Consider the following 6,517-nt stretch of genomic DNA (forward strand, 5'->3'; position numbering starts at 1 on the left):
TTTAGTATTAAGGATATAAAAGATGCTGATAAAAAGCGGAAGGGAATATAACGGCATGTGGTCTCGGTTTGAGTCGATGCCGGTGATAGGAAGGGGTTATTTTTATGGAATTCCGGGATGTGCGCGTTGATGTGAAGTGTGATTGCTGCGCTCAAATATTTGGACCTAGGCAGGGTGGCGGGTATTTGTCCATGGCGCTTAATACTGTGTACTTATGCTACCGGTGCCGGGATAGGGTACAGGCTCTGCTGGCTTTAAGGGGTCTTGGGTATGTACCTGGAGGGAGGGTTGCTGCTGGAGTCAGGGGGTTTGCCAGTTATTAATACTATTCGGTACTTGGGAAAGGGGGTGAAATTGATAAGGGAAGGTTACACCTGTTTGCTTTGGTCGGCAGCGGTGTAATTCTTCCCCTGCAATTGAACAACCCGGGGAAAACTCCCTGGTTGTTCAATTGTACAACTTTTTAAGGAGGGTTTGCAATTGGACAATTTGGCGAATATAGATACTCGATCAGGTAATCCTTTTGAAGAATTGGAAATGGATAATATAGGGTTCATTCAACGGGCAGCCTGGCGGGTCTCAAAGATAAGTCCGGAAACTCGCTGGACCATATTGCAGGAATTGGACAGTGATAATGAGGCGTTTTACGGCTCCATGTTACAGGAGATTATCAAGGACCTTTCCAGGGAGGAGGTTGATGATGTTATAACCTTTTTAAAGTACCTTTTCCAACCTGGCATTGCTGAGATAATATTTTCCACGTTACAGAAGTTTGCTGGAGAAAAAACGGAGAAGGTTGCAGCTGTTGGCGGGTAGAAAACCATGCCCGGCACGTTATCTCCTCTCAGAAGCCAATTATGCGCGTCTGCGGGGTATTTTAACCAGTTGGTTGATTATGGGTTTTACCGATATGCGCCAAGGTTGTTGCCGGTGGATTGTTTTTTTTCGGTCCCGCATACTATCGGTCACAAAAATTTGGGGCTGCATTTCAAGCACTTTTTCGGGGGTTTATAGTCTCTGTTTTTTAAGGCAGGATAAGGGGGCGTCCCGCCCCGGTTCACATATCACCGGCAGAGCCGGTGAATAAAGGCTTTTTAAACTCCCCAGATATATCCCTATTTGAAGTGTTGTATCCCTCTGGCGGGATTATTTTCGGTGTTTGTTTTAGTGTGTCAAGGTTTTTTGTGGGACTTTTGAAGGGAGGTCATTGTATTTTGAATGAAATTCATTTACGTGTGGATGATGAGTTAGAGAAAAAGTTAAAGGCTTTAGCCACCAGTAGAAATGAGCCGGTAGCCGTTGTTGTTAGGAGGCTACTTAGCGAAGCTCTCGCCGGCGAGTCAGCGGTTACTGCCTTAGATGTGATACGTAGCGCTATAAGGGAGGTTATCAGAAACGAGATGAAACCATTGGAGAATCGCCTTGCCAAATTGAATGCCAAAACAGGTGCATCAAGTGCAACGGCAATGTTTATGCTTATTCAGACTCTTGATGACTTGGGTAAGCATGATTGTGTTGAAATATACGAAAAGGCGCGGAAAAAAGCAGTTGCATATTTAAGGGAGCCGGTTCGGGAGGGGTAAATGGTTGGGTTCTCCATCTGGTACCATGTACTTTAGTTTATTAATATCGTGGCACATGCAAACCTTTGATGACACTGGCCAAAACGTAAATATTTCTGTGGAATGTGCCACAAATATTACCTGTGGCACAGAATAATGCCAAAATGGGCATAACATCAAAGGCGACAAGGTTTTAAGCTGTGGCAGAGTTTTGAATAGACCCGAATATTCCATGTGGAATAAAAGGATCTGAGATTCATAAATGGATAAAAGGATGGTGGTGCCTAATAATGTAAAAAGGGAAATTTTTCTTGTGGATTGACTGGAAAATGGTAGAATTATGTTTGGGAATATTGGACTGAGGGCGGGCCTCACCTGCCGGGGATGATAAATCCGAAAGGGGGTGAGGCAGAAATGATTCAAGCATCTGACGCAATTCAAATCGTAATAGCCGTTATTCTTCTGCTAACCCTCGTTGTGCTAATAGCTGACCGGCGGAAGTAATTAAAAACCCTTGAAACTGTTCGTAGCAGTTTCAAGGGCCTAGACGAAACCCCGACAGGCGAGGCGCTCACGCCGTTCTTCAGTATCCAGTATTCCCATTTAAAAAGGGGTGATAACTCTTTAGGTAAATAATATATGGCGTATACGCTATTGTCAAGAAATAGGAAATAGGATTTTAAGGAGGTTTCGTAAATGAGTAAACTAAAACTTAATGTTATAACCATGGCCATGGTGCTGGCCTTGGTGGCCGCCATCGGTTTTGTTACCCCGGCGTTGGCAGCTCCCATAGGACCGGACCAGGCCCGGGTGGCGAAGTTTTGGATAGGGAAAAAATATTATGAGGTTGATGGCCAGCGCCGGGAAATAGACGTGGCGCCGTACATAAAGGATGGGCGCACTATGATGCCGGTTAGATACCTGGCTTACAGCTTGGGCATACCCGATGTCGACATAAAATGGAACGACACTGCCAAACAGGTGGAAATAAAAAGGGCCACTGAAAAAATAGGCATGACCATAGGCGTTAAATCTTTCAGCATGAATGGTTACCCACATATAAACGATTTCGATGTTCCCCCAGAGTTAAAAAGCGGCCGGACAATGTTGCCATATAGGGTAATCGCCCAGGCCATGGGTGCCCTGGTTTTCTGGGTGCCGGAGGAGCAGGCGGTTATAGTGGAAACTTTCAGGGATGTGCCGGATGTAATAAAGCAGACGATTAAGAAAGTTACTGTGTATAAAGATAACAGCTACGCCGATGTTGAAGGTTTGGATGGAAGCAAGAAAAGGATAAATACCGATAGTCCGGTATTGATAACTGACCCCAGGGACGGCGGTTTCACACTCAATGCGCTCGAATGGCTTACAATATGGGGGGTTCCCGATGAAGCAATACTCTTTGACCCGGTGCGTGGCGGCTTGATGGTAAGGGCTACTACGGGGGATTATCCCAAGATGGCTTCCGGGTATGTGTATCTGTATGCGGGAGAAAAGACATGCTGGAACAACTTCTATATGAATTCAGTGGATAAGAAAGGAATGGTATCGGGAGCCAACTATATAAAAGATAACAATATGTATTCGGACAATCCAATACAATTTGCAACATCCTTTATCTTTGCAAAAACATATTCCTGGAAGGACATAGGGAATTATGATACATCAACTGGATGGCTAGAAAACTAAAATCAGGAACCAGTCCAGGTTGGACTGGTTCCCTGGGAACAAATCAAAGAGATAGAGGACAGACTTTAATATGAGATCATAATGTTATTTTTAAAAGGGGAGGGTATTATGTCTAGTAAACCAGATTTTTCTTTTTATTTAGCACACTTTACAACTGACAAGGAACCTTGGGTAAAGGATGATCCTGCTAATCCGACAATTGAGAAAACTAGAGGGTTATCTGCGAGAGATCGATTGATTTCTATTCTTAATGAACGAAAAATTCTTGCTTCATCTTTACCCTGGAAGGTTCCAGGAAGAGCTGTCTGTTTGACAGAGTGTCCTTGGACATCTCTTTTGGTGCATGCTAAAAGGTATTCTCCATATGGAATTGGATTTAACAAAGCACTGATTTACCTTTTAGAAGGAAATCCTGTGTTTTATGTTCGTGATGAGGTTTATAAGGAGCAAGCATGGTCTCCGAAAGCCCATGTATTTGTATCAAGATTCTTACCAAGTTATAGACCTGGTGGTAAGAGAGATGGAAAACAGCCGATTGATTATTTACATGAACGTGAGTGGAGAGTTCCAAAGGATTTAACATTCAAGTACAATCAAGTGGAATTTGTCATTGTAAATGAATATGAGGATATTGACAAAATTCCATCAAATATCCGTACAGCTATTGGACTGAACAAATTTTTAGTGATGGAAGCTTATACCCAAATAGAAACACTTTGGCCTGTTCATAGAATGCCGGAAAAAAAAGAGGATTAGTGGTCGTACTAGCGAAGTTTAAGTTATCTTAAACCAGAGGCAAAGGTAATTGACACTTTATGGTAAGCGTATAAAAAGGTTAAAATGTTGGCTGTACATCTGTATTAAAAATTTCATTAAATGTTTATCAACTATGCATTAAGGGGCCGACTTTAAAATGTCAGCCCCATTATTTTTAAGAAAGTAGGTAAGTAAATGAAAAAACCTGTTTTAATACTTTTATTAGCACTATGTATAGTGTTGACTATAGGTGGAATAACTTATGCTGGTAGTAGAACAGAGGAAGGCTCGATAGAAAACCCCTTCCAAGACTTTTTTAAATCCCACTACGGCACAGAAGGATCTTTGGTTTCCTACCAGCCACTAAGAATTGTTTATCCTGATCTGTCCGATGAATACTTCATGGCTGAAAACTGGCAGCCGCAGGCCGGTAAAGGCTACATGGCTATACCGTATAATGTGCTGCAGCGAAGCCAAAGGGCCTTTGCATTTTTTGACAGCATGGGCGTGGTACCGGATGCGGGCACCGGTAAATACACCCTGGAGTCTGGAACCGACTCCGCTAGGTTCTCTAACTCCAGCATAACACCGGCAAAATCATGGTTTCTGGCTCTGGATAAGGCGCAAAGCCAGGGTGTTCCCGGTCCGTATCCCAGTTCCGGCAACAGCATGGCCCTAGACATGGACCCCCTGAACGTAAGCAGTGAGGAACTCAAAAAATATGTGCTGCAAGGATATCGCAATTTCATTCATGGAGAAGCTTGGGACGGGGGCTCAGGATCGCTGGGTGTTTTGGTGATAAACCAACCGGATTTTACGGTAAAAACCCTCGAAACGGGCGCGCCAGGTAATGTTATGGAGGCCGGTAAGAGCTATACGGCCAGGGCCGTAATAGCCAGCAACTACCCAATACCGGTTAAAACCAAAATGGCCCTGTATCATATTGTAAAAGGAGCCTGGGAGAGAATCAAATATGAAGATTATAACTTCTATGGCGCCGGTTCCACGTACACAATAGAGGGTTCATGGAAAGCCAAGGGTGTTGCCGGAGAGTCGATAATTGCAATTGCAAACTGGAGCGATACGGGTACCGGCCCGGGACTTGAAATGCCATTTACTTTGTTTACAAGCGACTCGGTGATCCCGCAGATGTCCACAGAGAAGGATAGAAATTGGGCGGACAATAAAAAGGAAGTATCGTTAACAGTAGGCCCAACATGTACGGACATCTCTGTAACCGGTATAAAAAGCCTGAATAAGACTGTGGTTGGAGGAAGACCCGAAAAGTTTACGGCAACCATAAAAAGGGCTAATGATGGTCCTGGGGGAAATGTTGCCGTTAAAGTTACGGTAACCGGCAGCAACGGGCTAAAGAAAGAGAAAACCTATTCTATGGCAAAAGGGCAAACAGTTCAGCATAGCTGGGTTGATACAATCAGCAATACAATCACGTATACGGCCAAGGCGCTGCCTGTAGGTGTCGATGACTGCGCCTTGGGCAATAACACAATGATAAAAACATTTGTGCCAGAAAAAGCTATTACGCCTCCTGGTAAGACGGACGATATATGGATTTCTATTAACGGTGCTAAATAAAAAGGACGGGGGATAGTATCTGGATGGTTCGAATAACGAAAAACTTAGTTGAAGATCAGCGCGGAGCAGTTCTATTATTGGCCGTCTTGCTGGTGTCGATACTCCTAATTTTTGCCGGAGTGGCAACGGATCTGGCGAGAACCTGGGTAGCCCGGGAGGAACTTGGAGCTGCACTTGCGGCGGCCAGTCTTGCAGGGGCGGGGAATGCTGAAAGATATGTCACCGTATCCGTAGAGCCAGGCCATTTAGAATGTGATGATAATGGTTGCTGGTGTGTTTATGAGTCAATAGTTGATAGGTCGGGCAACGAAGTTCATATGATCGACGAAAGAGGCTGGCGGCACAATAGCTGTGACAAGTATATGGGAATAAAAGAAAGGTGGCTTGAGTATCCAAGCGACACCGATGAGGTCGTTAGGGGGGTCTTCGATGTCAATCGCCCTTCCCTGCTGGAGGAGGACGGCGAAATAACCTCTGAAAGAATAACAATTAACGACTCGTCAAGCGATAAGGCATACCCTTCGGTAACGGTTAGGGCTGACGGAAGGATCGATACCTTTTTTCTAAAATTAGTTGGTATAGATGATTTGGAATTTAACCGGTGCTCCCAGTCCGCTAGTTATTTCGATAAAATTATGGAGGGAAAGATATATGGCTGGAAAAGGCCTGAAAATGATTGCGAGGACCAGTAAATATTCTTGAATCTTCATATTGCGGTGATTGGTTTGGCTGTAAATAATCGTCTGACAGTAATTACTCCCGTTCGGCGTGGAGCGGGGGTAATTATTATTACTTTTATAAACATTAAAAATGGGGTGATTGTGACTGCTTACGGAAACTGGCGATAAAGGAAACAGCGCCATTGCCGGTAACCAATATTTAATTGAGAAGTAGGAAATATGGCAATCGGAGCA

The 6,517-nt window shown here is 44.1% G+C and carries 6 protein-coding genes; all 6 read left to right on the plus strand.

The window, feature by feature from the left end:
• Window positions 1-480: 480 nt before the first annotated feature.
• A complete protein-coding gene (locus DCCM_RS09680; RefSeq protein WP_104372196.1) occupies window positions 481-816 on the plus strand; it encodes a hypothetical protein in 336 nt (111 codons plus the stop codon).
• Between the two features lie 398 nt (window positions 817-1,214).
• Window positions 1,215-1,583, plus strand: coding sequence for a hypothetical protein (locus tag DCCM_RS09685; RefSeq protein WP_104372197.1), 369 nt, complete (start codon window positions 1,215-1,217; stop codon window positions 1,581-1,583).
• A gap of 675 nt (window positions 1,584-2,258) precedes the next feature.
• Window positions 2,259-3,251, plus strand: coding sequence for a stalk domain-containing protein (locus DCCM_RS09690; protein WP_104372198.1), 993 nt, complete (start codon window positions 2,259-2,261; stop codon window positions 3,249-3,251).
• A gap of 108 nt (window positions 3,252-3,359) precedes the next feature.
• Window positions 3,360-4,007 carry an abortive infection system antitoxin AbiGi family protein gene (locus tag DCCM_RS09695; protein ID WP_104372199.1) on the plus strand — a complete coding sequence of 216 codons (648 nt, stop codon included), beginning with the start codon at window positions 3,360-3,362 and terminating at the stop codon, window positions 4,005-4,007.
• A gap of 195 nt (window positions 4,008-4,202) precedes the next feature.
• A complete protein-coding gene (locus tag DCCM_RS09700; RefSeq protein WP_128739125.1) occupies window positions 4,203-5,603 on the plus strand; it encodes a hypothetical protein in 1,401 nt (466 codons plus the stop codon).
• 23 nt (window positions 5,604-5,626) lie between these two features.
• Window positions 5,627-6,295, plus strand: coding sequence for a pilus assembly protein TadG-related protein (locus DCCM_RS09705; protein ID WP_104372201.1), 669 nt, complete (start codon window positions 5,627-5,629; stop codon window positions 6,293-6,295).
• Window positions 6,296-6,517 lie beyond the last annotated feature (222 nt).

Origin of the sequence: Desulfocucumis palustris, from assembly GCF_002933875.1 — a bacterium.
GTDB classification, from domain to species: Bacteria; Bacillota; Desulfotomaculia; order Desulfotomaculales; family Desulfocucumaceae; genus Desulfocucumis; species Desulfocucumis palustris.